The organism is Chitinophaga sp. 180180018-3 (genome assembly GCF_037893185.1).
Classification (GTDB): Bacteria; Bacteroidota; Bacteroidia; order Chitinophagales; family Chitinophagaceae; genus Chitinophaga.
This window is the reverse complement of record NZ_CP140772.1, coordinates 2,807,681-2,832,940: the sequence shown is the minus strand read 5'-3', so window position 1 is coordinate 2,832,940 and position 25,260 is coordinate 2,807,681. Positions and strand designations below refer to the sequence as shown.

General features: G+C 48.1%; 20 protein-coding genes. 7 read left to right on the top strand and 13 right to left on the bottom strand.

All coding sequences use genetic code 11. The annotated features are described in order from the left end of the window. The first annotated feature begins 2 nt into the window (after positions 1 to 2). Positions 3 to 1,718, top strand: a complete 1,716-nt coding sequence (locus UNH61_RS11115; protein WP_339070944.1) for a RagB/SusD family nutrient uptake outer membrane protein — start codon at positions 3 to 5, stop codon at positions 1,716 to 1,718. A gap of 37 nt (positions 1,719 to 1,755) precedes the next feature. Here the strand turns inward: UNH61_RS11115 and UNH61_RS11110 are convergent, their stop codons facing one another. The 10 genes from UNH61_RS11110 to UNH61_RS11065 form a co-directional block, all read right to left on the bottom strand. Further along, positions 1,756 to 3,531, bottom strand: coding sequence for a long-chain fatty acid--CoA ligase (locus UNH61_RS11110; protein WP_339070943.1), 1,776 nt, complete (start codon positions 3,529 to 3,531; stop codon positions 1,756 to 1,758). 120 nt (positions 3,532 to 3,651) lie between these two features. Next, positions 3,652 to 4,584 carry a DUF5007 domain-containing protein gene (locus tag UNH61_RS11105; protein ID WP_339070941.1) on the bottom strand — a complete coding sequence of 311 codons (933 nt, stop codon included), beginning with the start codon at positions 4,582 to 4,584 and terminating at the stop codon, positions 3,652 to 3,654. 18 nt (positions 4,585 to 4,602) lie between these two features. Further along, positions 4,603 to 5,271 carry a hypothetical protein gene (locus UNH61_RS11100; RefSeq protein ID WP_339070940.1) on the bottom strand — a complete coding sequence of 223 codons (669 nt, stop codon included), beginning with the start codon at positions 5,269 to 5,271 and terminating at the stop codon, positions 4,603 to 4,605. Between the two features lie 8 nt (positions 5,272 to 5,279). Next, on the bottom strand, positions 5,280 to 6,746 hold the full coding sequence (locus tag UNH61_RS11095) for a RagB/SusD family nutrient uptake outer membrane protein (protein WP_339070938.1): 1,467 nt from the start codon (positions 6,744 to 6,746) through the stop codon (positions 5,280 to 5,282). Positions 6,747 to 6,750: 4 nt separating this feature from the next. Then, positions 6,751 to 10,293: a SusC/RagA family TonB-linked outer membrane protein gene (locus UNH61_RS11090; RefSeq protein WP_339070936.1), complete on the bottom strand. Its 3,543-nt coding sequence runs from the start codon at positions 10,291 to 10,293 to the stop codon at positions 6,751 to 6,753. 52 nt (positions 10,294 to 10,345) lie between these two features. After that, positions 10,346 to 11,533 (bottom strand): FecR domain-containing protein, encoded by a 1,188-nt coding sequence (locus UNH61_RS11085; protein ID WP_339070935.1) that lies wholly within the window; start codon positions 11,531 to 11,533, stop codon positions 10,346 to 10,348. Between the two features lie 81 nt (positions 11,534 to 11,614). Continuing rightward, a complete protein-coding gene (locus UNH61_RS11080; protein ID WP_326996164.1) occupies positions 11,615 to 12,199 on the bottom strand; it encodes a sigma-70 family RNA polymerase sigma factor in 585 nt (194 codons plus the stop codon). A gap of 199 nt (positions 12,200 to 12,398) precedes the next feature. Continuing rightward, positions 12,399 to 13,340, bottom strand: a complete 942-nt coding sequence (locus tag UNH61_RS11075; RefSeq protein ID WP_326992173.1) for a hypothetical protein — start codon at positions 13,338 to 13,340, stop codon at positions 12,399 to 12,401. Beyond that, positions 13,337 to 14,191, bottom strand: coding sequence for an NAD(P)H-binding protein (locus tag UNH61_RS11070; RefSeq protein WP_326992172.1), 855 nt, complete (start codon positions 14,189 to 14,191; stop codon positions 13,337 to 13,339). The genes UNH61_RS11075 and UNH61_RS11070 overlap by 4 nt, the downstream gene beginning before the upstream one ends. A gap of 71 nt (positions 14,192 to 14,262) precedes the next feature. After that, entirely contained in the window at positions 14,263 to 14,619 is a 357-nt protein-coding gene (locus tag UNH61_RS11065; RefSeq protein WP_326992171.1) for a hypothetical protein, read from the bottom strand. 202 nt (positions 14,620 to 14,821) lie between these two features. Here UNH61_RS11065 and UNH61_RS11060 point away from each other — a divergent pair, with 202 nt between their 5' ends. Next, a complete protein-coding gene (locus UNH61_RS11060) occupies positions 14,822 to 15,160 on the top strand; it encodes an Hpt domain-containing protein (RefSeq protein WP_326992170.1) in 339 nt (112 codons plus the stop codon). A gap of 132 nt (positions 15,161 to 15,292) precedes the next feature. Here the strand turns inward: UNH61_RS11060 and UNH61_RS11055 are convergent, their stop codons facing one another. Beyond that, positions 15,293 to 15,700, bottom strand: coding sequence for a hypothetical protein (locus tag UNH61_RS11055; RefSeq protein ID WP_326992169.1), 408 nt, complete (start codon positions 15,698 to 15,700; stop codon positions 15,293 to 15,295). A gap of 356 nt (positions 15,701 to 16,056) precedes the next feature. Next, positions 16,057 to 16,926 (bottom strand): NmrA family NAD(P)-binding protein, encoded by an 870-nt coding sequence (locus UNH61_RS11050; RefSeq protein WP_326992168.1) that lies wholly within the window; start codon positions 16,924 to 16,926, stop codon positions 16,057 to 16,059. Positions 16,927 to 17,020: 94 nt separating this feature from the next. On the opposite strand from UNH61_RS11050, the gene UNH61_RS11045 reads away from it, so the two are divergent. From UNH61_RS11045 to UNH61_RS11030, 4 genes are all read left to right on the top strand, one after another. Beyond that, complete coding sequence (locus UNH61_RS11045; protein ID WP_326992167.1) at positions 17,021 to 17,911, top strand: AraC family transcriptional regulator; 891 nt, start codon at positions 17,021 to 17,023, stop codon at positions 17,909 to 17,911. Between the two features lie 113 nt (positions 17,912 to 18,024). Continuing rightward, a complete protein-coding gene (locus tag UNH61_RS11040) occupies positions 18,025 to 20,295 on the top strand; it encodes a glycoside hydrolase family 95-like protein (protein WP_326992166.1) in 2,271 nt (756 codons plus the stop codon). A gap of 210 nt (positions 20,296 to 20,505) precedes the next feature. Next, entirely contained in the window at positions 20,506 to 21,270 is a 765-nt protein-coding gene (locus tag UNH61_RS11035; protein ID WP_326992165.1) for a hypothetical protein, read from the top strand. 735 nt (positions 21,271 to 22,005) lie between these two features. Further along, positions 22,006 to 23,520 (top strand): glycoside hydrolase, encoded by a 1,515-nt coding sequence (locus UNH61_RS11030; RefSeq protein WP_326992164.1) that lies wholly within the window; start codon positions 22,006 to 22,008, stop codon positions 23,518 to 23,520. A 68-nt stretch (positions 23,521 to 23,588) separates the two neighbouring features. Here the strand turns inward: UNH61_RS11030 and UNH61_RS11025 are convergent, their stop codons facing one another. After that, positions 23,589 to 24,008 (bottom strand): hypothetical protein, encoded by a 420-nt coding sequence (locus UNH61_RS11025; RefSeq protein ID WP_326992163.1) that lies wholly within the window; start codon positions 24,006 to 24,008, stop codon positions 23,589 to 23,591. A gap of 485 nt (positions 24,009 to 24,493) precedes the next feature. Between UNH61_RS11025 and mnmD the strand changes: the two genes are divergently transcribed. Further along, entirely contained in the window at positions 24,494 to 25,156 is a 663-nt protein-coding gene (gene mnmD / locus UNH61_RS11020) for a tRNA (5-methylaminomethyl-2-thiouridine)(34)-methyltransferase MnmD (protein ID WP_326992162.1), read from the top strand. Positions 25,157 to 25,260: the final 104 nt, after the last annotated feature.

Genomic DNA, 25,260 nt, shown 5'->3' with positions numbered 1-25,260 from the left:
TTATGATACGTAAAATAAAATCCCGCTCACTACTGGTACTGGCGCTCGTTTTCGCCGGCAGCTGTACCAAACTGGATGAACAACTGTACGACCGGATCACTTCGGAAAATTTCCTGCAGACCAAAGCGGATGTGATCCGCGACTTCCTCCGTCCGTTTGAGCACTCCTACTGGAGTATACAAGGTGGTGCTACATTTATGTTGCAGGAGAATAGTACCGATGAACTGATGACGTTAAACAGGCAGGGCGACTGGTACGACGGGGCGCAGTATCAGCGGGTGCATTACCACACCTGGACGCCGAACGACAACTACACCAGCGATGCCTGGAATGCGCTCTACCAGGGGATTAACCTGGCCACAAACTCCCTGGAAGATCTGCAGAGCATCAAAGATCCGTCGAAATTCAGCCTCGCTCAGGCGGAGCTGGATGATTATATAGCAGAGCTGAAAACCCTGCGGGCCTGGCTTAACATCAGGGTACTGGATTTCTACCGCAATATGGTCATCGTTACCAAAGTTAAAGGCGAAACGAAATCAGGCCCTCAGGTACCTCCCCAGGAAGCTTTTGATTTTATAGAGAAAGAATTGAAAGATGCCTTACCAGCGCTGCCCACCAATGCAAGTCTGGGTAAAAATGCCATTGGCCGCTGGACAAAAGGTGGCGCTGCGGCTTTACTGGTGCGACTTTACCTGAATGCAAAAGTATACACCGGCAAAGACCGGTTTGCTGATTGTGCGGCCGTTTGCAAAGACATCATCGATGGCAAATACGGCGCTTATGCACTGGAAAGCAGATGGGATGCTCCTTTCGACTACAACAATGCCCAATCCACCGAAACCGTTTTTGGTTTCCCCGGCAGCTTTGGTCTCACACACTGGCAATACGATGGTGGTATGTATTTCTGGATGATGCCTTACCAGGCAACCCGCTACTTCGGGTTCACCGACTTCGGGGATGCCAACCCCAAGTACGCCTTACAGCCAGGCCGTGACGTAGACAGCATCGAGTATACGTTTACGTTAGGAAAGCCTTTCATCAGGTTTCATCGTTACCCCGACGATTACCGGCTCAAAAAATACCAGAACCTTGGGCATAGCACGCGTGAAGGCATGTTCCTCTATGGCTATCTTCCCTATATCAATGCAGATGGAAAACAGGATACCGTAAGAGGTAATAAGGGGCCATATCCGCTGTTCCTGCGCGATCAGGTGGGTATGTTCCTCGGTACACCTCCCGGCACGCCTATCGCCGATAAGGAATCCGACATGAATCATGGTGATCATAATTCCGGCGTATTCCCGGTAAAATATCCCTACTATCCCAGTAGTGATGCCAATAAGATCTCCTCAGCCTATGCAGAGATCAGGCTGGCGGAAGTATATTATTCCTATGCGGAATGCAAATACAGAGCGGGCGATAAAGCAGGAGCAGCGGTACTGCTCAATGCCGTGCGCGTACGCAACTACCCTGCCGGCTCAGAAAGCCTGTACAAGCCAGATGGCAGCCAGTTAACGGATCAGGAAATGCTGGACGAATGGGGCCGTGAGTTCCTGGTAGAAGCCAGAAGAAGAACGGACCTGATTCGCTGGGGTGTTTTCAATTCCGGCACCTGGTGGGATAAGAAACCGGATGCAGACGATCATACTGCTATATTCCCGTTAGGGCAAAATGTGCTCAATGCGTCACCGGGATTAAAACAAAACCCGGGGTACTAGAGTGATGAATGCAGGGGCTGAAACGTCAGCCCCTTTTTTATGCGTACATCGTTTCAATTTCCTGGTTGTATTGTTGCTCGATCACTTTCCGGCGCAAGGATAATTTAGGCGTCAGCACCCCATTGTCGACTGTCCACTCTGCCGGCAGCAACGTGAATTTCTTTATTTGTTCAACATGTCCGAATAACGGATTGTATTTATCGACCTGCTCCTGGATCAGCTGTATCACCACGGGGTCTTTCACCAGCGCCTTGTTATCGTCCGGCAGCTTAACACCCTGCCCGGTGAACCGGTTCCGGATCTGCGAGAAATTAGGCACAATCAGGGCTGTTACATATTTGCGGCCGGGACCTACCACCATCATCTGCTCGATGAAAGGGCTTTCCCTCATTTTATTTTCAATGGCCTGCGGTGCTACATACTTACCACCGGAGGTTTTAAAGATCTCCTTTTTACGGTCGGTGATCTTCAGGAAACGGCCCTCTATCCAGGTACCAATATCGCCGGTATGAAACCATCCATCGGGGGTGATGACCTCTGCTGTCATCGCAGGCTGCTTATAATAGCCCACCATCACATTCGTTCCGCGGCACAGGATCTCCCCGTCTTCCGCGAGGGTTACCTCCACGTTCTGAATGGCTGGTCCTACTGTTCCGATGCGCCGGTCTTTACTCTCCAGCCGGTTCACCGAAATTACCGGCGAAGTTTCGGTTAGCCCGTATCCTTCCATTACCGTCACCCCGGCAGCCGAGAAAATACGGATCAGTTTTTCCTGCAACGCAGCCGATCCGCTGACTACCGCTTCCACCCTGCCTCCCAGGGCTTCCCTCCATTTATTGAAGATTAGCTTGTTGGCCAGCGACAACTGTAACCGGTAAAAAAATGAGCCCCGGTTGATATTATCATATTCCTTACCCAGGTTTACCGCCCAGAAGAATAATGCCCGCTTGATACCGGTAAGCTCCAGTCCTTTCGCCATAATGCGCTCATATACCTTTTCCAGCAGCCTCGGCACACAGGTGAACACCATTGGCTTTACTTCCCGCAGGTTATCCCCTATGGTATCCATACTTTCCGCATAGTAAATCCCCAACCCGGTGTTGATGTACAGGTAGGTAAGCATTTTTTCAAAGATGTGATTAAGTGGCAGAAAACTCAGCGCCCGGTCGTCTTTACGGGCAAAATGAAATACCGGCATACAATCCATTACATTGCTTACAATGTTACGGTGACTCAGCATCACTCCCTTAGGAGCGCCTGTTGTGCCCGACGTATAAATGATCGTTGCAATCGTGGATTCAGTAATACGTTCACAGACGGCTTTTCGTTTCGCTTCCCCTTCGGGCGTGGCCGCCAGCGTTTTCCAGCCAGGCACTCCCGGCACCTCATCAAAGGAAAATACATGCTTCAGCGTGGGAATATCCGCAAATGCCGGCTGAAAACGATCGTACAGATCCTTGTTCGCCAGTATAATGATCCGGACCTCCGCATCGTTGAGGATGGCCGCAAATTCAGCCGGACTGATAGTCGGATAAACAGGCGTCAGAATAGCGCCGGTTTGTTGTACCGCCAGATCCGTGATAATCCATTCCGGCCGGTTCTGCGATACAATCACAATTTTTTCCTGCTTCTCAGGCTCCAGTATTTCATTCCGGATATCGAGGCCTAACAAACCAGCAGCAAGGCTCCGGGCCTGTTGCATCACATTTTCACAGGAAAGGGTGTTCCATGCTCCATTTACTTTAGACGCCAGCATCACGCCGCCAGAGCGGCTGCTTTCCTGCGCCGCAGCTAAATCAAATAATCGCTTCATGCAATAAGATTATCCATTACATTACTAATGTAAGGAAAAAACAGCTGTCAGCGTTTAATAAAAATGCAGCAAAGACCATACATGTGATCTTCGCTGCATTTTACTAAAGACTAAAGGCTATCAGTTATACTTCAACCTGATCGTCACCTTCCATACTCCCTCCTGTTGAAAGGATACATCGAACCAGTAGTTAAAATAGCTGCCATTAACATCCCCGTTATTGTACATATCAATGCGTGCAACCTGGCCGGCAACATAAGGGATGGGGAAACCGGCAACTTCCAGCTCCAGGTGGTCCGGGAATTCAGTGTAACTGGTAGGATTTCCCAAACCCAGGTTATGCCAGTCTTTCAGATCCGGGTCCGGCGAGTTGGCGGGCGCATAATCGTATCCCAATAGTTTTTTGGGATCAACCGGGTTACCATCTTTGTCAACAACATATACCAGGATCTTTTTGCCGGTATTTTCCAGCCGGTCTACCGTTACATCAATACCGGTCAGCTTCCCGTCAACACCAGCGAAACGATAGGTATAAGGTCCTGCATAGCTGACATCGATGGTCAGCGCCGACTTGATGAGTCGTTCTCCTGCGCTGTTCTTCACTCTCACATCAATTACATACCGTCCTTTTGCAAGCCTCATAGTGTCTCTTGCTTCCGGATAGATGACGACCATCCCATTTTCCGGGTTGATATCAATTGCCGGACGGTTCACTTTTGTACGCTTTTTATCTACGTCTGCAATGGTTTTCTCCTTACCCGTATATTCCGCTTTCCAGAAATAGGTATCTACCTTATACGACATTACTTTGTCGGCGAGGGTGCCGTCATCGTAGCGTATAGCATCAATGGTAAACAAAAGCGGCTTGGTAGATTCGTCGGTGACCATAGCCCCCGACTGTACCAGGGAAGCGCCTACCACCGCTTTAATAGTAGGATTGGTATATTTAAGGGCCGGGCTGAGGAATCCATCGGCATTATCCTTCTTACAGGAAACACCAAAGATGATGAGCACCAGCCAGCAAAGATTTTTTATATTGAATGATACTTTCATAGTTCAAAACAATTAAGGCTATCTGAAATATTTCTGTTTAAAGCCTGCCGCAAAGCTGGCGCGGTTATCCATTACATGCACCATAGCGTTAGCGGTGACGAGGTTATGCGTCTGCATATTCCCGACAAATTGGACGGTATCTGTTCCCGGTATTTTTACGTGTGTAAATTCCAGTCTATAGGCAGATGTTTGCAGGGAACTGCTTACTCCTGTACCACCACCTTTGCCAGCGATGTACAGGCTGTCGCCGTTTACTGCAGCGTAATATTTCTGTCCGTCTTTCACCGCCTGTTCGAGCGAGATACGCATATTCGGAATGATGAACCTGCCCAGTAGTTTCACCAGGGTATCTTTCCCGATCTCGTCCAGTGGTCTTGCTCCCTGCCGGTCGTCGGGTTTGAAGTTCAGCTGAAACCGCTGTACAGCTTTATTGTTCAGGGCAAAGAAGGTGATATTCGGCTGATTCACCAGCGTTTTGCTGTTTGTCAGGTCGATGATTTTGATGAGGGAGTCGAACTGATGATCCGCTCTGCTGGCCAGGAAATCATATACTGTCATTTGCATTTCTGCTGCAGACTGGCCCGATAAACCTCCATCGATGTAATAGTTATTCTTGCGGCACGCAGTGAGCAGCATCATTGCAGCACCGGCCATCAATATTGCTTTTTTTATAGCGATCTTCTTCATACAATAAATTATTTCCAGTAATCATTCTGGGTGATCATGAAATTACTTTTGGCAATGACGCTCTGGTCAATGGGTAACAACCAGGCTCCTTTCTGATACCAGTCGCCGTCGGTGATCTTCGAGTCTTTATCAAGTTTTCTGGTTCTCACAAGGTCAAAGAAATACTGCCCTTCTCCGATCATTTCTTTCTTGCGTTCCAGCAGAATCGTATCCGCCAGGTTACCGCCGCCGTTATAAGGAGCTGCGTAGGCGCGTGCCCGTACTTTATTGAGCAGGATGATTGCTTCACCGGGGCGGCCTACAGCCGGACTTGCCAGGGCTTCTGCCCGTAGCAGCATAATATCCGGCAGACGGGTGATGATAATATTGGATTCATTGATATTCTGGGAAGAGGTATCGCCTTTTAATTGCAGGGATCTGTATTTGCCCAGATAGATACGGTCGTCTGCAACACCCTGTAACACTGTTTCCCTGATGAACCAGGTAAATAGCCTTGCATCCTTTGCACTGGGCGGAAACATGGTATTGAGCTGCACGCGTGTAGGCGAGAGAATGAATTTATCGGTGCCACCGCCGCCGTCCGACTGATCTTTATACCAGGGCCGGCCTAAGGTTCTGTTATAAACGCGGTTCTTCTGCACTTCCCTCAGACTGGCGTCAAAATTCAATTCGAAGATCCCTTCTCTCGACTTGCCCACAAAAATGCTGATCAGGTTCGTAGTATCCGTTACCAGGCTATAAGGGCCCTTTGAGATAACACTGTCGCACAGTTTCTCGCAACCTGCATAGTCCTGCAACCATCCGAGCACGTGTGCCTTGATAGCCCACGCAGCGCCTCTGGTGGCCCTTACTGACCGGTCGCCATCCCCGTAATCCAGCTCCAAATTGGCAATGGCTACATCCAGGTCCGCATTAATTTGCCTGAATACATCAGCCTGGGGAGTTCTCGACAGGTTTTCAATATTCACACTTTTCAGATTCATTGGCACATCACCCCAGAAACGAACCAGGTAGAAATACGTCAGCGCCCGGATAAAGCTGGCTTCGCCCAAATGGCGTTTACGCAGCTGGTTATCATAGCTGCTGATTTGCGGGATCTTTTCTAACACGAGGTTGCATTGCGCAATCACCGTATAGAACTGGCTCCAGTCGCCGCCACCATTATTCAGCAACGACGCCGCCGCATTGGTGGCTATCCATGTTTCCGTTCTGACATTCTGGTTTTGCGAATAGCTTGAAAATACGTTCGCCCGCACATCTCCCATCAGGAAGACTTTATCGGGAACGACTACACGCAGAAACGAGTATGCCGCAGCTACTGCTTTTTCTACATCTGCGGAACTAGCAATCGCATTTTCAGCAGTGGGCATCTCTATCACATCAGGATTCAGTATTTTCTTACAGGAAAACAATAACGTACAAGCGGCCAGCAGCGCGCAGATCGTTGTATTTTTCCATTTGGCAGTTATCTTCATCTTGCTAAAATTCAAAGTTAAAACCACAGTTAAATTTGTATGGAATTGGATATCCATTCCCGAGGTCATACCCATACGGATCTACGTTTTCCGGATCCACCCCTGAGTATTTTGTAAGAATGAATACATTGCTCATACCGGCATATACCCGGAGTTTCCTGATATTGATGCGATTCAGCAGCTGCGTGGAAAAATCGTAACTGAGATTCACATTGTTCAGGCGGATAAAGCTGCCATTTTCCAGGAACAGATCTGTATTTGTTTCATAGTTGCCGATAAAGTCGTAACTCGAATAGCCATAATATCTCCAGGGATTCAGTACCGGAAATTTCGCATTGGTATGCTGGGGCGTCCAGAAATCCAGGTCCGACACATCCAGCAGGTTCTTTTGTCCGCCAGGATAGTTAACATTCTCACTGGCCGTCCAGCTGACGCCTTTGATACGATCTGCCAGTACCTTATTAAATACCTTGTTTCCTACAGAATAGTTAAAGAACAGATCCAGTTGCAGAATAGCGTTGTTCCTGAAGCGGTAACTGAAAGAATGGGAGAAGCTGCCGGTAAATTTCGGATTAGGATCGCCACAATATACCCTGTCGGAATTATCCCCTACTCCTATCTTTCCATCACCATTCACATCCAGCAGCATGATATCACCGGCTCTGTACGGATCCTGCGAGGTGAAACCACTCGTATTGGGGTAGAGCCGCTTGCCGGTGTATTTGTTGACAGGTACTGATTCATCTGTAGGATATACGCCCAGGTACTTCATCAGGTAAAATCCATTCAGCGGGCGTCCGACCTGCAGATAAGGCTGCCCTACTGCGTAGTTGGCCCTGGAAACGCTTCTTCCGAAGTCAGGAAGTTTCGTCAGTTCATTACGGTTAATGGAGCCGATAAAAGTGACGGAATATTGAAAGTTCTTACCGGGTTTGGTTATATAACCCGTAATGGCTGTTTCGTAACCATGGTTACGCACGGCGCCACTATTCACATAGCGGGAGGCATAGCCGCTGGTATTGTTCAGCGCATCCGGGAACAGGAAGCCATCTGTATTTTTGTTATAGTACTCCAACGTAGCAGTTAAACGGCTATTGAAAAATTCCAGTTCCAACGCTACGCCCTGATCTTTGGTGTTTTGCCAGGTCAGATTCGGCAACGCAATACCGTTACCGCCTCCATAGTTGGGAGATAGCAAGGGTGTGCCGTTATACGTAGCGTTATCGCCGCTCTTCGTCAGGTACGCACCAACGGCGAGGTAGTTATCTTCATACTGTGTTCCTGACTTACCCATACTGGCCCTGAGCTTTCCGAAATTGAGCCAGCGGCCTACATTCCGCTGCACGAATTTCTCCTCAGTAAATACCCATCCGGCAGACATGGAGGGGAAATAACCCCATTGATTGTCTTTTCCGAATTTAGAAGAACCATCTGCACGAACTACACCCTGTAACAGGTATTTCCGGTTGAAGTTGTAGGAAAGCCTGGAGTAGTACGACAATAACCCGTACCTGATATTATGTGTTTCCAGTTTCAGGTTGGACTGCGGATATCCGAGGATCACCTGCTGGGCATCACTGGGACCGCCAAACGCAGATCCGAAGATGTTGTTGTTTTCACTGGTATTGATGGTATTTCCAAGTACCAGGTCAAAGGAATGCTTTGATGGGAAAGTATGATAGAGGCGTAAAAATGTTTCACTGAGCAGGTTTACTTTTTCCTGTGAGTAATAAGACGCAGCCGCCTTCTGATCGTTCCGTGTAGCAGATGGTTCAAAAGTACGCGTGCGGTAAAATTCGTAGTTGCCGGATGCCCTTGAAGTGATGTTCAGGAATTTAAATACATCATAGCTAAGTTCCAGCTGTGCCAATGCTCTTCTCGTTAAATCAATATTGACGCCTTTGTTATAAGATGCCAGGAAGGCATCAAAGAATCCGCTGTTCGGACCCGGGCGGAAAGAAGAGGAAAAGTTATTGCCTACTACGGCAGCGTTGTAGGTATCGCCCCTTTTCTGACTGGCATCGGTCTGGCTCAGGTTAGCCCTGCCAGTAATAGTAAGCCTGGAAGTAGGTTTGAAGATACCGTTGTAGGTCAGTGAAAACCGGGAGAACCCGGAACCGAGTACAATACCTTTTTCTTTATAGTAGTCTACGCCTATACGATAACTGGCATTTTCGGTGGCGCCACTGATACCGAGGTTGATATTCTTCAGATCAGCATCTCTGAAATATAATTTTTGCCAGTCGGTGGAATTATTATAAAAGCTATTCAGGCTGTCCGTCAGTTCAATGGGCATATCCGTAAATCCACCACCTACTTTCGACGATTTGTACTGGTTATAAAGCGCTATTTTAAAATCGCGTTCTGCTTTTCCACCGAGCGTTTTACGCAGAGAAGGATAGTAACTAAGCCCATATTGGGTATTCAGTGTAACAATGGGCTTACCGATCTTACCTCTTTTAGTGTTGATGATAATAACGCCGTTGGCTCCTCTGGATCCGTAGATAGCTGTGGCCGACGCGTCTTTCAGTACATCCACGGATTCGAGGTCGAATGGGCTGAAACCTGCCAGTACACTGGTAATGGCCTGACGCGGATCAGAAGGATTAAATACATCCTGTTCCAACGGCACACCGTCGATGATGAATAAAGGCGTACTCACTACGTTGGAGTTGGCGGAGTTAGAGAACGAAGCAAGGCCTCTGATCTGCACCATACTCCGGCCACCGGGCATACCGGAATTGTTTTGTACCAACAGGCCTGGCGCCAATCCCTGTAGCAATCCTTCGATAGAACCACTGGGCTTGTTCTGTAACTGTGAGCCTCTGATAGTGGAGATTGCGGCGGTGGTTTCTCTTCTTTTCTGCGTACCGTATCCAACTGTTATATTTACTTCCTGCAGCTGAGAAGACGATGGCTGCAGCGTGATCAGCAGGTTTTGCGGCTGGCTTCTTACCAGCTGGCTTCTCTGTTCCCGGGCAGCCACTGATACTGCTCCGTTGCTTACATGCAGGAGGAGTGAATTAAACCCGATAGAAGAGATCAATACATTGGCTTCCTCGGGAACGCCCGCCAGGGTGAAGTTTCCATTCTCATTGGCGGAAGCCCCCTGCCTGGAACCCTGCACTACAACGGAGGCGCCAATGATAGGCTGATTATCCGGACTGAGTATCCGGCCGCTGAGCGTGATCGTTGCAGCAGCCGTTGTTTTCTGAACAGACAGCACAGTAACAATTTTGTCGTTTACTTCATAAGTAAATGGCTGTCCTTTAAACACCTGTTCCAAAGCACCAGACAATGGTTCGTCTTTCAGACTAACGGTAACGGGTAATGCATTTTTTGCAAATCGGGCATCAAAAACGAATGAATACCCCGTTTGGGCGCGGATGGCTTCCAGTACCTGCTCCAGTCGGGCTCCATTCACTTTCAGGGTTACCTGCTGGGAGAATGCTGCAGCCGCTGTTGCAATGCAATGGAATAACGCCAATGCCAGGCAACAGGCATAACGCTTCCAATGGCCCACGCGGTGGCCACGTTGAATAATCATAGATGTACAATTTTAACGGTAAGAAATGACTGATGGTTGATAGTTACCGGAGCTACAACTTGTCGACAATTAGCCGGTTATTATTTAGTTTAAATTTTAAATTGGTTGTTTTCTCTATAGCTTTCAGCAGCTGGGGAAGTGGTGTACTTCGGGGCAACTGCCCATATAATTTTTCCGGTGGCAATGAAGAATAATCTACCTCAATGTCGTACCAACGTTGCAACTGGCGCAGTACCACCCGCAGGTCTGTATCGGAAAAGCTAAACAGATCCGACATCCAGGCAAGATCCGCTTTGGTATCTGCTTTCTTTACCTGCAACAGATTGTTCTCCAGCGTTGCCTTTTCTCCCGGCTTCAGCACCAGGGGCGCTGTTCCATTCCGGGGATCTACCCTGATGCTTCCGCTTACAAGGGTTGTTTGTATGAAGGCATCTTCCGTATAGGCTTCTACGTTAAACGCGGTGCCAAGTACTGCAATGACCTGACTGCCGGATACTACCGTGAATGGCTGGTGCGCATCCTGCGCTACTTCAAAATAGGCTTCTCCGTTCAGCTCCACCCTGCGCTCGCCACCGTTGAAACGTACGGGGTAGCGCAAAGAAGAGGCTGCATTTAACCAAACCTTTGTACCATCGGGCAATACAACTTTATAGTGGGTACCACGTGGAATGGTAAGGGTATTAAAAGCTGTTGCCTGCAGGGTATCTGCTGTCAATTTCCGGGTATAGGTTAGCGTACCCTGTCCGCTTTTGACCGCATCGGTTCCATGCTGTTTAAATACGCGCCCGGATGCAGTGCTATCCAGCGCCACCCGGCTGCCATCGGCCAGGGTCAGCGTAACCTCTTTGGGGACATGAACGACAAGGCCGGCATCTGCTATCTGCTGTTTCCTTGTTCCTTCCTTTAACGAAACAGACGGATAAAACAACTGGTAACCGGCCAATGCAGCTACAAACGCTACACTGGCAGCTGCCCACCACACTCGCTGTTTAAGGCGTCTTATGCGGGGTTCAGGTCTTATATTATTCCTGCGCTCAATCCGCTCCAGCATCGATGCAGTTTCACTACTGGTGAAAAAATCTGTTGCCGCAGGTTGCGCCAACAACCGCTCAAACAATTGATCATACAATTCCCGGTTCTCCGGTTTCGACAACAGGAGCAGCAATTCATTACGATCATCATTGCTGATGTTATCAGCGATTGCCTGCTCCACCAAATAATTTAACCGGTCGTGCTGCATAATATAGGCTACTTTAAGTCTGCTCTGATAATATAGACAGTAAAGGGTGGCAAAAAGGAGATATGGAATAAAAAAAATTTTCTACTCGATAAAAGTAGCTGCCATCGCGGATATCAGAAGGGTAACACGTACTTTCATAAACTGGTGGATAAATTTGATGGCCAGTTGATTATATTTTTTGACAGAGTCGGTAGATAAATTCATACGGGCGGCTATTTCAGGATTCCTGTAGCCCTGGGCCCTTAGCAGGAACACTGTTTTCTGCTGAGCCGGGAGTGCCTCAATTGCTTTGTCGAGTATATCCAGCTGGGTATCCGGCTTCCTCGTTTCTGCATCCTGCTGGGAGAAGGCGAACTCAGCATATTCGCGCTGCTTCTTCCGCTCCGCCACCACAGCCGTAAGATAATTCAGGGTGTGATTACGTAACAATACAAAAAAATAGGCACTGAATGTTTTAATGTCAGTAAGCTTCTCCCGTTCTTTCCATAGCTTCACAAACAGATCCTGCAGGATCTCTTCGGTCTGTTCCCGCGAACCGATAATCGTGTATACGATACGGCCAGCCTGGTTTACATAGCCATAAAAAAGTTGTGAAAAGGCCTGCTGACTGCCATTGGCAACCTGCCCGAGAATCTCTTGTTCATTGTCGATCCGCTTTAATCCCATGTTCAAATTCAAAAATTGGTGGACTGCAAAAATTGATTATTGGTTGATATACTATTCAGGGATGCGACAATATTAACGATACTTAACTATATTTCCTTATTAAATTTTCACCAAATTGCATAGGAAATTCACTAACACTCATTAGCTTCCAGCTGTTAGTGAACCTCCTACGTATATACGTTACTGTTATACAACGGGGTTATCTGTTCTTCAGGCTGTTTACATATTCGCGGACCAGTGCCAGTCCTTCTTCATCCACAACAGCAGTACCTATCCTGGGCATTCTCCCTTTCGCGATCATATGCACGATGCGGTCACCTTTATTGACAATACCCGTATACGGCAGGCTGGTTTCATAGTTAAGTTTCAGTCCGGCCTTTTCACAGGAACCGCCTGCACTGTGGCAATGCCCGCAGGTAATATCCAGGTAAGCCCTGGCTCTTTCTTCCAGGCTGGCAACAGGGTTCTTCCAGTGGCTGATGGTGGTAAAGCCTGATAAGTTGGCGGGTGTCATCAACCCCTGTTGCTGTAGTTGCTGCAACTGGCCGTTTGTATTCAGGTTCCTGATCCTGAAACCAATGGGCTGCATATCCTGCCCCGAACGATGACAGCTGCCACAGTCCTTTGCACCCGGAACATGATAAGTTATATTTCGTATCTGTCCGTTTGCATCCGTCCATTCAACCGGAATATTGGCGCTGCGGTCACTCAGTAGTGCCTCTGTTTGTTCATTGTTCCAGATATAGGTGCCGGCTGTCCATCCGGAATGATCTTTCAGCAATACCCTGGTTTCGATGATTTTTTTGCCTTTGGCAACATCTCGCTTATCATTAAAATAATAGAAAGTTTTTACAAGCAAAGTTCCTTCCGGCAGATCAGGTATACCATCGCCTATAGCCGTAAACGTTGTGCCCTGGGGAAGTTTCAGCAGCCGTTGTTTTTCCGCATAATCAGCAAACAGTCCGTTAGCTACCTGATAGGCGTGGAATCCCCTGGCAGGCGACAATGCCGCAGGGTTTCCATCGTAAATGTGGTAGTCGGAAAGCCGGGGGAATAATCCTCCGGCTTCGTCTGGCCGTATAAATGCCGACAGCGTCAGCGCAGCTGCGAAAAAGATGCAGATAGCAGGATACTTTTTCATGATTCAGCTACGGTGGTGTTAACATTCCAGATACCTGTGGCAGCAGCCTTGCGGGCATAGTCCGAGAAATCGGTAGCCGGGCGCCCCAGCGCACGTTGTACGCCATCGCAAACTTTTTCGTTGCGGCCGTCCAGTACTTCTACGAAAAGGTAATGCAGCAGATCGATCACATCTTCGGGCACTTCATGCTCTTTCATTACCGCTTTATAAGCCTCCATCGGTACTTCCTGGTATTGCACGGGCCGTCCGGCAGCCTGCCCTATTTCAGTTACTGCCTGATCAAAAGTCAACAACCGCGGGCCGGTCAGTTCATAGACCTGTCCGTTATGTTTGTCGTCTGTTAAGGCCGCCATCGCTACAGCAGCAATATCATCCACATCAACGAAAGGCTCGCCCACGTTACCAGCCGGAAGCGCTACAAAGCCCGCCAGCACCGGTGGTAGCAGGTAGCCTTCGCTGAAGTTCTGACAGAACCAGCTGGCCCGGATAACTACCCAGTTGAGCCCTGATTGAATGATCACCTGTTCTGCAGCTTCCGCCTCCTGCTCTCCCCTGCCCGATAACAGCACGAGCTTCTTAACGCCCGCCGTTACAGCGACCCTGGTAAATGCCTGGATAATATCCAGCGCGCCAGGAACGGAAATATCAGGCTGGAAGGTGATATAAACGGCGTGTACCCCTTCAAGCGCAGCTTCCCAGGTATGAGGCGCCATCCAGTCGAAGCCCGGATCTGCACTACGGGAGCCGCTTCGAACAGGCCATCCTTGTTTTTCTAATCCATTGAATACACGGCTGCCGGTTTTACCTGTGGCGCCAATAACGAGTATTGTGTTAGGTTTTACGTTGCTCATAGTTTTAATTTTTAACCAAAATTAGGAGCCGCTAAAACCATAAAATAGAACAAAACCGACAAGGGGGAATTTTACTGGTTGATATGCTTCAGCAACGTTACTTTCGACCCTGCATCCTCTCCCATCCGAATCTGTTGCATCAGCGCAGAGTCGGCAGGATGCTCCAGCCTACGCCCATCGCAGGTATGAAGTCCGGCGAGGTAGGCCGACATATAAATCAGCTGTATATTGATATAGTCGTTTCCTTTATAGGAAACCAGTGAAACATCCACCATTTGTTTTTTCAGCGTAATAGAATCAATTGTCTTTTTCAACCAGGGAAGATTATTAACCGGGTCCTGCACGCCACAGGCGGTGGTTTGGCGTTTATCTTTATTACACGCCGTGGAAAATAAAGCTGCAGCAAGAATATAGCATATCATTTTCATGAGGAAGGATTTCTCTTATAGCGTTGGCAAACACGAAATGTTACAAAAAATTTGTTTTTTCTGGGTAACTTTTACTACCTTTTGGGATCATTTTTTATTTGTTTACCAATTATTTATGTAGATGGCATCTGATTTATTGCCTTGATTCCCCGGAAGCAACCCACAGTGATCGACAATTATTATAAAGACGTGCGAAAAAGATATGATACATTTTGATATTACCCACACCAACGAGCGATTGGAACAACTAAACATACCATCGGATTCTATCCGGGAAATATTGGTAGTTTCATTAGATGAATTAAAAAAAACCGGCGAAGCTTTTGAAGAAGCAGCTGCTTCTTTTCGTTTCCCGGAAATTAAATCCGCGGCTCATAAGATCCGCGGCATGGCGGTCACCGTTGGCCTGGAACGATTAGCCGTGCTGACAGGCCGTTTTGAAACCATGAAACAGGCTGGCCCTGAAACACCTGAACTTACACGCGAAACTTCGGAAGAAATAATACTGGTAACGAAATTAATTGAAGATTATCTGCATTGATAACAGCCGGGGCAGATTCCCTGCATGATCTTATCCCTCCATTACCGGTGAAATAAAACATCCCGCTATATTTTCACATATACAACATCATTAAAAAAGCTGCCAGCTACCAGTTAGCTGGCAGCTGATAACTTAGTATACAACGATTATTAACTTCCCGGATTGAGCAGTATTATAATTGTTATAAGTATACGGAACAGGCGCACCAGGATATCCTACCAGGTCGTTATCGCAACGTTCAACACGAAGATTACCACCACCATTGATAGATATGTTATAAGTACCATCAGCAATGGTCTGATTAGACAATGAACTGTTGGGCGATACCGTAAAATTATAATTAGGTCCACCCGTAGTACTGGTTAATGTGATATACGCAGTAGTAGTAGACGAACTATTGGAGATAAATTCCCCAACAGAAGCAGGGCGGGCAGCTTTCACTGTCAACAGTTGTTTACCGGCAACCGGATTAACAGGCGCACCTGCATTTACAGAGAAGAATAGCAATACAGCGGAACTTAATAAACAGATTTTTTTCATGGTCAAACAATTAAAGGGTTTATAATAGTAATTACAAAAGACAAAAGGGTATCACAGAAGACCTTATCCTGGTATCTGTTGGCGAACAACACTGCACTGGTAATTTTCCTGCTAACTAAGTCGGCCGGTTGGTAACGTTGTGAAAATTCATACCATGGGATTAAAAATGAACACTGTTGGGCAACACAAATCCGGGCAACATATATCTTACCATACAAATATATGGATAATGACTATCCGAAGTGCATGCACTTGATCACTTCAGTTGAAGTTTACCCGATTATCTGCGGATATTTATCGTGATAGCAAATCGCACAAAATAACAGTGCCCGGCGAACGGGCCGGGCAATCCATTATCACCTGAACGCAGCTGCGAATTCCGTGATGAACGCTTCCGCAGTTCTGGCAGGCCTTCCAAGTATATCCGGTACATCATCGCTGATCCAGCCGGCCTGGTGCGTACGCTGTTCTTCGGCATACGCCAGGAATGTTTCCACTGTCCATTGCGGTAATCCTTTTTGTTTCATTTGCTCCGCTGCTGCTTCGCCGCTTACCGGTATATACGTTACCGTTTCACCGATAACACGACTGATAATGCCCGCCAGCTCCTGCGCGTTGAGCGCCTGCCCGCCTGACAAACGGAATGCATGACAGGCATACTTCCCGGGATCAGTCAACACACGGAACGCTACCTCAGCAATATCGCGCAAATCAATATGCGCCCGCTTTCCATCTCCCGTTGCTTCATAGATTTTACGCTGCGCCTTTGAAGTTGGCGCAAAGTTATTCAGCCAATTTTGCATAAAGCCGGTTGGGCGCAACAATATGCCTGCCGCACTGCGTTGCTTAAGATGCTCTTCTATCTGGCCATGAGCGCGGGGTATGAACAGTGGAGAGGCTGCATCAGCCATGGCCGACGATAACTTCGCGATCTGCGTTACACCCTGCTCCACTGCTACATCTATCACATGGCATTGTGCATCCACCATACCTTCATATGCAGCGGAAGAAAGAAATACGGCGCTGGCATCTTCCAATGCTTCATACAAACCTGATTTGTTATTCATATCTGCCTGTACCCACTTCACCAACGGATGATCTGTAACATTTCTTTTACTCCTGGAAACGGCATTAACAGGCACTCCGGCGCTGGTTAAAAGCAACAGCAGCTCACTGCCTACCCTGCCTGTGGCACCAAATACGGTGACCGGTTGTTTTTGTTTCATATACATACTGTAATTTTGTAGCCACAAAGCTACCGGCAAACATACCGGAACTGTCAACGTAAAACGACGTTTAATCAACGCAAAAGGTTATTATATGCGCCAACCAGACCATTCTTCCCTACGGGAACAAAAACTGGTCAACAGGGATCAGTCGGGATACGAGATCGAAATGCAAAAAACAAGCTTTCACCAGATCGATCTCAAATGGGCGTCCTATATCAATCCTGTCGGAAGAACCATGACTTTCCGGCCCGAACGGCCTATGATCATCTCCCACTTCCGGCTGCAGGAACCCGCCAGTGGACAGCCATTGAGCGAAAAACAATTTATCGTTTACAGAGAGCAGGCGCCTTATGATCTGCAGGTAACTGCTACCGGAAAACATAAAAGATCTTTTTTTGAACTGGGTATATCGGAAGATTTTTTTGAACAGCTGTTTACGCCGGAAAGCCCTTTTATGAATACTTTCAGGGAAAAGCCATCCGAAGCTGTTCCTACCTTTACGTTTAAAGCACCGATGGTGGCTGCCATGGAACGCATCATTCATGAAATAAAACATGCACCGTATACAGGCCATCTCAAAGGATTGTACCTCGAGGCAAAGTCGGTGGAACTATTCCTGCAACAAGTACAGCAGCTCGATCTTCCGGGCAGGCCGCTGCGCCTTACGCCGGCCGATACTGAGCGCCTGCACGCAGTAAAATCTTATATCGATCAGTATTACGGAGAAGTTTGCTCCATCAGTTCACTGGCGCGGATGGCGGGTATCAATCAAACGAAACTCAAATCAGGTTTCAAAGCACTCTTTAGTCATACCGTTTTCGGCTATGTGAGCGATATACGCCTGCAACAGGCTAAACAGCTGCTGCAGGATCAAAAGATGCCGGTGAATGAAGTAGCAGAACTGGCCGGATATAAGCATCCGCATCATTTTTCAGCGGCGTTTAAAAGAAAGTTCGGCATCTTGCCCCGGGAACTTAGATGACCCTTTCGGCAAAAATTGCCGCATAAATGGATAAAGCAGCATTAGTACGGCCGGCGTTTGTTCCCTATATTTATCTTCACACGGCTGCTAACACCATCTAAAAGAATTGTTCAATGAAAAAAATACTGGCCATTTTTTGCCTGTTCTGCTGTATCTACCGGTTATCGGCACAGCCCCTGCACCGGCACGACCTCGATTTTTCCAAACTGCCGGGACGCTGGGATGAAGGCATTCCGCTGGGAAATGCCACTATTGGTGCATTGGTGTGGCAAAAAGACGGGAAGCTCCACTTCTCGCTCGACAGGGCCGATCTGTGGGATCAGCGTCCTATGAAAGGGCTTCATCGCAAGGAATTCAGCTATCAATGGGTATACGAACAGGTGCTGAAAAACGATTACAACATCGTGCAGCAATATTTCGATGAACCATATGAAGCACAGGCGGCGCCCTCGAAGATACCGGCAGGTGCACTGGAAATAGACTCCCGTAGCTGGGGTACAGCAGTAGCTGCTCATCTATACCTGAACAATGCTTTATGCGAAGTAAAATGGAGCAACGGTACCATACTGCAAACATTTGTTCATGCCACCAAACCGGTGGGCTGGTTCCGGATAACGCATCTCAGCGGCGATTTTTCTCCGGAGATGATCATGCCGCGGTATGCGGCTAAAGCGGATAAGGAAGGTGGTTCCGTAAATGGTGATGATGTAGCAAGATTGGGATATCCAAAGGGTACGCTCACACATACGGGCAATAGCATCGTTTATCATCAGAAAGGATGGGATGGATTTGAATATACGATCGATGTCAGCTGGAAAAAAACAGGCGATGCGGTAGAAGGTGTATGGAGCATTTCTTCCGGTAATCAACAGGCAGCAGCAGGCAAGGCCATCGCGCAGGCATCGCGTCTGGGCTATGCAGCCGATTTCAGCACTCACAGTAACTGGTGGAAATCTTTCTGGAGCAAGTCAGCTATTCGTGTACCCGATACCGTTATAGAGAAGCAATGGTACCTGGAGCAATATAAATTTGGCAGCGCATCCCGCAGGGGTGCTCCGCCTATTTCATTACAGTCTGTGTGGACGGCCGACAATGGCCGGCTTCCACCCTGGAAAGGCGACTACCATCACGATCTGAACACACAACTGAGCTACTGGCCGTCGTACAGCGCCAATCACCTGGAAGAGGCCATGTCGTACATCGATCACCTGGAAGGCAACAAGGCCAGCTACCTGCGTTATACACGTCTTTATTTCGGTAAAGACGGGCTTGCGGTGCCCGGTGTTACCACACTGGATGGCACTGAGATGGGCGGGTGGATACAATACTCCTGTTCCCCATCCATATCTTCCTGGTTATCCCAGCATTACTATTGGCAGTGGCGTTACAGCATGGATAAAAAATTCCTGCAGGAAAAGGCTTATCCCTGGGTAAAAAGTGTAGCCCTATTCCTGGAAGCCATTACACAAAAAGACGCCAATGGCATACGCAAACTGCCTATCAGTTCCAGTCCGGAGATAAATGACAACAGTATCCACGCCTGGTTTTTGCAGACTACCAATTTCGATCTGTCGCTGATAAAATATGTATTCAAGACTGCGTCGGAGATGGCCGGCGAACTGGGCCTGCACACAGATCAGGAAAGATGGGATGCTACCGGCAGGGAATTTCCGGCATTGTCGCTTTCTGGAAACAATGAGCTCATGGTAGCCCCCACACAGGCTTTCACGGCCTCGCACCGGCACTTCTCGCACCTGATGTCGATTTATCCGCTGGGACTTATTAAATGGGAAGATGGCCCTGCTTCACAGGAGATCATCCGTCGTTCGCTTCATCAGCTCGACAGTCTCGGCCCGGATTACTGGTGTGGCTATTCCTATTCCTGGCTGAGCGCATTAAAGGCGCGGGCTAAAGATGGCAATGGTGCGGCAAAGGCCCTTGAAATATTTGCCACCGCATTCTGTTCGCCTAACAGTTTTCATTTGAATGGGGATCAGACTAAATCGGGATATTCAAAGTTCACGTACCGGCCATTTACACTGGAGGGAAACTTTGCTTTCGCAGCCGGATTGCAGGAAATGCTTTTACAGAGCTATGCAGGGTTCGTAGATATTATGCCGGCGTTGCCGGAGAAATGGAAAGACGTATCGTTCACCAACCTGCGTGCAGAAGGGGCATTTCTTGTAAGTGCGAAGAAAGAGAAAGGAGATATACAGGAAGTGAGGATTGTGGCGGAAAAAGGCGGTACGTTGAAGCTCCGGTTGCCGTTTGAGAAGTGGGTTATTGCTGCTGCTGACCATGTTGTATTGAAAGATAAGAACGCTATGTTTGCCACGTTCGACTGCAAACCCGGGGGAAGTGTGGTATTAAAAGCAGCCGGGTAAACTGGAGAACCAAAGCCCGGTTGCTAGTCTGCCATCCTACTTTTCGAAACCTTCTAATACCCGTGTAAGCAGTACTGAACGATTCCCTCTTCCGGGGTACCTCCCGTTGAATATACGCTAACACCCAGGCCAGACACATTTGATAATTGCTAAAGAAGTCTCGGGAGCTGATCCCCCGGTTGGCATAACTTTAAGAAAAACGTAAGTAACATGGCAACACAAACAGGCCCATTCCTCTTTACCGGCAAACTGGATAACGTAATTGGCTACGAACGCAATGGAGTTCACTTCCTGCGTAGTATGCCTGCCCGGGTAAAACAAACAACAGCCACCCGGCAGGCTGCCCGCAATTTTGGTATTGCCAGCCGTAAAGGTAGCCTCATACGTAAAGCATTCGCCCCCCACCTGGATCTTCGTTGCGACGACGCTTTCGTAAACCGGCTGAACAAAGTGCTGATACAATCCGGCGTACAGGGCATAAAAGGATACCGGTTCAACCGGCACACCGGCCTGGAAAAATTTTTCTCTCACTCCCCCATATTCACACCCGATGGCATACTGCGGATTCCTGCACAGGAATTATCACGATTGTCCGGATTCACCCATTTTGAGATAAAAGCCATCACTGTGCGGGCTCATTTTGCCCACCGGCGGGTTACCCCCGCAGTCTCCATCACAAAGATGATTGACCTCAGTAAACCGTTCGAAGGCATGGAACTGAACATGACCGTTCCGGGAAAAGGAACAGGGATCGTCGTATTACAGGTACGCGCTTTCCAGGGGAGCCTGGTTACCGACAACAACAAATACATGACTGCAGAGGTGATCGCTGTAACTACAGCTGCATCTCCAGTCCTACAAGCCGGTAAAAAACACAGCAAGCCACTATCGAAACGGTGGCCATTGTACCAGGACGTGCTGCTACTTAAGGGTTCTGCTATTGGCTACCCTTCATTAGCCTTACAACGGGAATGAACAGGTATAGCTTTTTCCTGACCGGAGATTGTTATCAGCTGTTCTTATATTATTTCCAGGCAATTGGTTCATGGATACCTATGTCCGGATGTATGAATACCGGCCTTTTTTACAGGTATATGCCTGATTGTTGCTTAGAAATACCCGATACCTCACTGCATTTTTGCCCTGCACTATTATACCCAAGTAAAACTATCATCCACCACATCATCCATCCATCTTCAGATCAACTCCACCTTACCTGCATCATTCTCCCATTAATCCTCCTGCTTTCTCCTATCACGCCTTCATGCTGCCGCACTGGCTTGTATGGATGTAAGCGATTGTTCTTCATCCATACCAGGAGAACTGTTTCTATATTCCCCAGGAATTCAACCTGACCCGATACTATATAGAGGATTCCGCACACTACCTTATTACCCCTCCCTCCCGTCTCCCCAAAATCCTGAAAAATATTTTACCTTTTTTTGGGAATAATCGTCGTCCGTCCCCACTATTTATTACCAGCTGTAACAGTGAACCTTTGATACGCCAGTTGTTTGTTACCTGGTTTGTACAGCAAGTGATGAGCGCCCATAGCGAATTTGCCCAAAAGCAGATCTGTACAATATAATCCTGTGAAGTACACCCAGCCCCTTGCAACGCCCAGGGCTTTGCAAGCTTGTAGTAACCTGTGAATACCTATAAACAAAATGATAGTCACTGCTTATTTCATCATTTACTAAATCCGAGACAATGAAAATCAAAACGCTTAAACCCATTGGCCTGCTTGCAACAGCTGCACTGCTGCATACCAGCTGCCAGAAAAACTTCCAACCCGACCTGCAAAAACTGAACAATCAGTCGCTCAACGCAAAAGCCACGGCGGCACTTGCGTCTACGGTCAATACCGTAGTAACGCTGGACTGGACCAAGACCTACCAGCGTATAGACGGTTTCGGGGCATTTGGCGGCCGTATTACCCCGTTCTTCGAATCCGCTAAAAGAGACTCCATTATGGACTATCTCTTCGGCATCAACAACCTGCAGCTGAACATAGTACGCGGTAAAGTACTACACACCTATCCGTTCGATAAAACAACAGGCATCGTTACCATCAAACCTGCCGGCGTAAGCACGGATGTAGATGTGGCCAGCAGCCAGTACACTCAGCTGACAGACGACCAAAAGGAACAACTGGGGCAGGTATGGATCCTGAAAAAGATCAAAGAACGCTACCAGGTGCCAGTGATGATCGCCAGCGCGTGGACTCCTCCCCTGTATATGAAAACATCGCCCCGGATAGACGCCCAATGGTGGAACGGACTCAACTACACCTGCTGCTCTACCGACTATGCCAAATACCTGGCTGGCTTCGCCAAAGCCTACAATGCGGAAGGAATCAATTTCTTCGCCATCTCCCCCGCCAATGAACCGGAAAATATCTTCTCTACCTGGGATGCCTCCTACTGGACTTCCGCCCATCTGGGAGAATTTATTACCAACAATCTCCGCCCTGCCCTGAATAATGCAGGTCTTTCATCTACCAAAATAATTGCCTCCGAAAATGCCGCCTGGGGAACTGCCAACAGCTTCCTGTCTGGCATGGATAAAAGTAATGTAGATATCCTGGCCGGGCATGGCTATGTAGAAATAACCGATATCATCGCCGGCAACAAAGGTCTGAATCAAAACCCCACTCCCTGGACCTTCAGCACCGGCAACAAACCGGTATGGGTAACAGAAGCCTCCGATGATAGCGGTCAGTACGACAATACCATGACCGGTGGCCTGAAACTGGCCACCAATATGTATAAGCTACTGGCTGAATGTAACGCTAACGCATACGTATACTGGCTGGGCATGCTCGCTATCAGGAATAACGAAGCACTGATCTGCACGAATGCCGACGGCTCACTGGAATTTCCAAAAACATATGACGTAATGGGGCAGTTCTCCCGCTATGTTAAACCCGGCTACCAACGTTTCGATGCTGCTGTACAAAATAATAACTCCCTGAAAGTAGCTGCTTTTAAAGATCCTCTTTCCGGCGCATTCAGCGTGGTGGCCATTAATTCAGGAGCCGATACCGTAAAATGCAGCCTCCAGCTGACAGGTTTTGCTACCACCGGCGTAAATGCCTGGCAAACAACCAGCAGCACTGCAAGCCACTGGAGCGCCGGCACACCCGGTACTGTAACACAGAATAATACTGTAGAAGTGGTAATCCCCCCGGTGAGCGTAGTTACCTACACCGGCAACAAACAATAAAAGGTAACTGAAAGCCGAAGTATTCCCCTGCCCCGGCGGGGGAATATGATGAGCCCCTTGCTATATGGTCACTTTACAGCCGCTCTGACCGACAGCAACATCAACAATCCGGCAAGGCAACTAATGGTAGCCGCAAACGGGAAAAAGAAAATGAATTCAGTACCTGCAAAGAACATGTAAACCACGCCAATGGGCAACACCAACCGGTTAACAAGTTTTTCATACTCCCGGGGTGCACCGGAAAGTATCCACAATATCACGATCGTCATCACATATACACCAAACATAATGACACTGTAGCCATTGTAATAGTCAGCCATACTCCTCACTGCGCCCATAAAATTAGCACTGTAGCCTTTCATGGCCATCACTACTTCATTCATTTTAGGGTCCTTCGGCTTATCCCAAACGAGATGCCCGATCGTATGTCCGAGCAAATGAATGAAAACAACGATAGCGGCAATCCTGAGCAAGATTTTTTTTGACATATTTGTAGGGAATAGTTGACTAAACTCCAACGAACACCTGGTCTCTTCTCTGGTATCAATGACAAGTTGCGCATTCACACTGTATCACAGGCTGCAATTGTATGGTGCAACACACAGGCTACGACTTTCCATCTGACCAGAACAGTCGTTCCCAATTTACAAATAATACGTGGTATTCCCAGCTGCCGGCCGCAGCCACATCGTATACCACACATAAAAAAACCGGGACTGCAGACAGCCCCGGCCACGGTGGAATTTTATGCAACGGTTGTTACGCCAACGGTTATACGAAAAATAACATACCGGATCAGCGACGTTTAAAAATCGGTGTAAAGATCCGCACCCCTCCTCTCCCGGGCCACAGCTAACTTGACCAATTGTAGTGTTTTATTGATGTGACACAGCCGCAGAAAAACACCTTTTCCCGATCTCCCGTTGCTGATTTATATTTAAATTCGAAGCCGGCAGCCGATAAAAAATTATCCATGCAACGTATCCTTACAGCCGACGGATCTTATACCATATTCAACGAAGCCATCGGAGAACACTATCACTCCGCCAAAGGCGCTGTCACAGAATCCCGCCATGTTTTCATCCAATCAGGGCTCGATTTTGCCGCTAAATTAAGGAAGCAAATCGTGGTACTGGAAGTAGGACTGGGCACAGGTCTCAATGCCCTGCTCTCCTTGCAATACGGTCTGCAGCATGATCTTTCCCTACAATATATTGCGCTGGAATTATACCCGCTGGCAGCCGGCATGGCACTGGCGCTACAGTATCCGCAGTACATCGGCGCTCCGGAACTAACGCCCGCCTTCCGCCTTTTACATACGTCGGACAATGCCACTGCATTCCGGATCAATCCGGGTTTCTCATTTACCAGGCACCAGACCGACGTCCGGGATTTCAATACCAACGCCACTTTCAACCTTGTTTATTACGATGCCTTCTCCCCCGCCGCCCAACCACACCTCTGGACCCGGGCAATATTTGAAAAACTATACGGCTTCATGCAAACCAGCGCGGTACTGGTAACCTATTCTGCAAAGGGACAGATAAAACGCGACCTGAAAAGTATTGGTTTTACCGTTGAAAGTCTGCCAGGAGCACCAGGAAAACGGGAAATGATCAGAGCCATAAAAATGTAACTTCACACCTGCCGGTCATCGCAGATAAACTGAAAATGCTGACCAATAACGCTGTTTTTAAATAAATTACCACCGGAAGAATTGCAAAAAAATGGTAAATTAAC